Here is a 618-nt window from a genome sequence, read left to right as displayed (position 1 = left end):
TTACGGCTCGGTCATCGGGGCGGCGCTGGGGGCGGTGATCTTCGGCGTGGTGCAGCAGGGTCTGTTCTTCGCCAATGCCGAAAGCTCGCTTTTCCGGGTGTTCCTCGGGATGATTCTGCTGATCGCGGTCATCATGAACACCTACATCCGCCGCATCATCACGGGGGAACGCTGATGACCACGCCCATCGTCGACATGCGCGACATCAAGAAACATTTCGGCCATGTGATCGCGCTGAACGGGGTGTCCTTCGATGTGCGCGCCGGGGAATGCCATTGCCTGCTGGGCGACAACGGCGCCGGGAAATCGACGCTGGTGAAGATGATCTCGGGGATCAACCCGCCGACCTCGGGCGAGATCTATGTGAACGGAAAGCGCACCGAGATCCGCAACCGATCAGACTCCGAGGCGGCGGGGATCGAGACGATCTATCAGGACATCGCCCTTGTCGATTCCATGTCGATCACGCGCAACATCTTTCTGGGGCGGGAACTCGTGAACCGCTGGGGGTTCATGGATCATCGCCGCATGCAGGAGGTGGCGATCCAGATCCTGGGCAGCGCGGTGCAGATTTCCGGCATCGACAACCCGGACAAGGAGGTGGGCTTTCTCTCTGGC

The 618-nt window shown here is 61.0% G+C and carries 1 protein-coding gene; it reads left to right on the top strand.

Features of this window, described 5'->3' with window-relative positions; all coding sequences use genetic code 11:
• Nucleotides 1-174: 174 nt before the first annotated feature.
• Nucleotides 175-618 (top strand): ATP-binding cassette domain-containing protein (locus tag PKE99_RS39290; RefSeq protein WP_271215143.1); only part of this gene is annotated, 444 nt, incomplete at its 3' end.

It is taken from the genome of Pseudonocardia halophobica (assembly GCF_027922425.1).
GTDB classification, from domain to species: Bacteria; Actinomycetota; Actinomycetes; order Mycobacteriales; family Pseudonocardiaceae; genus Pseudonocardia; species Pseudonocardia halophobica.
This window is presented reverse-complemented; position numbering and strand designations above follow the sequence as displayed.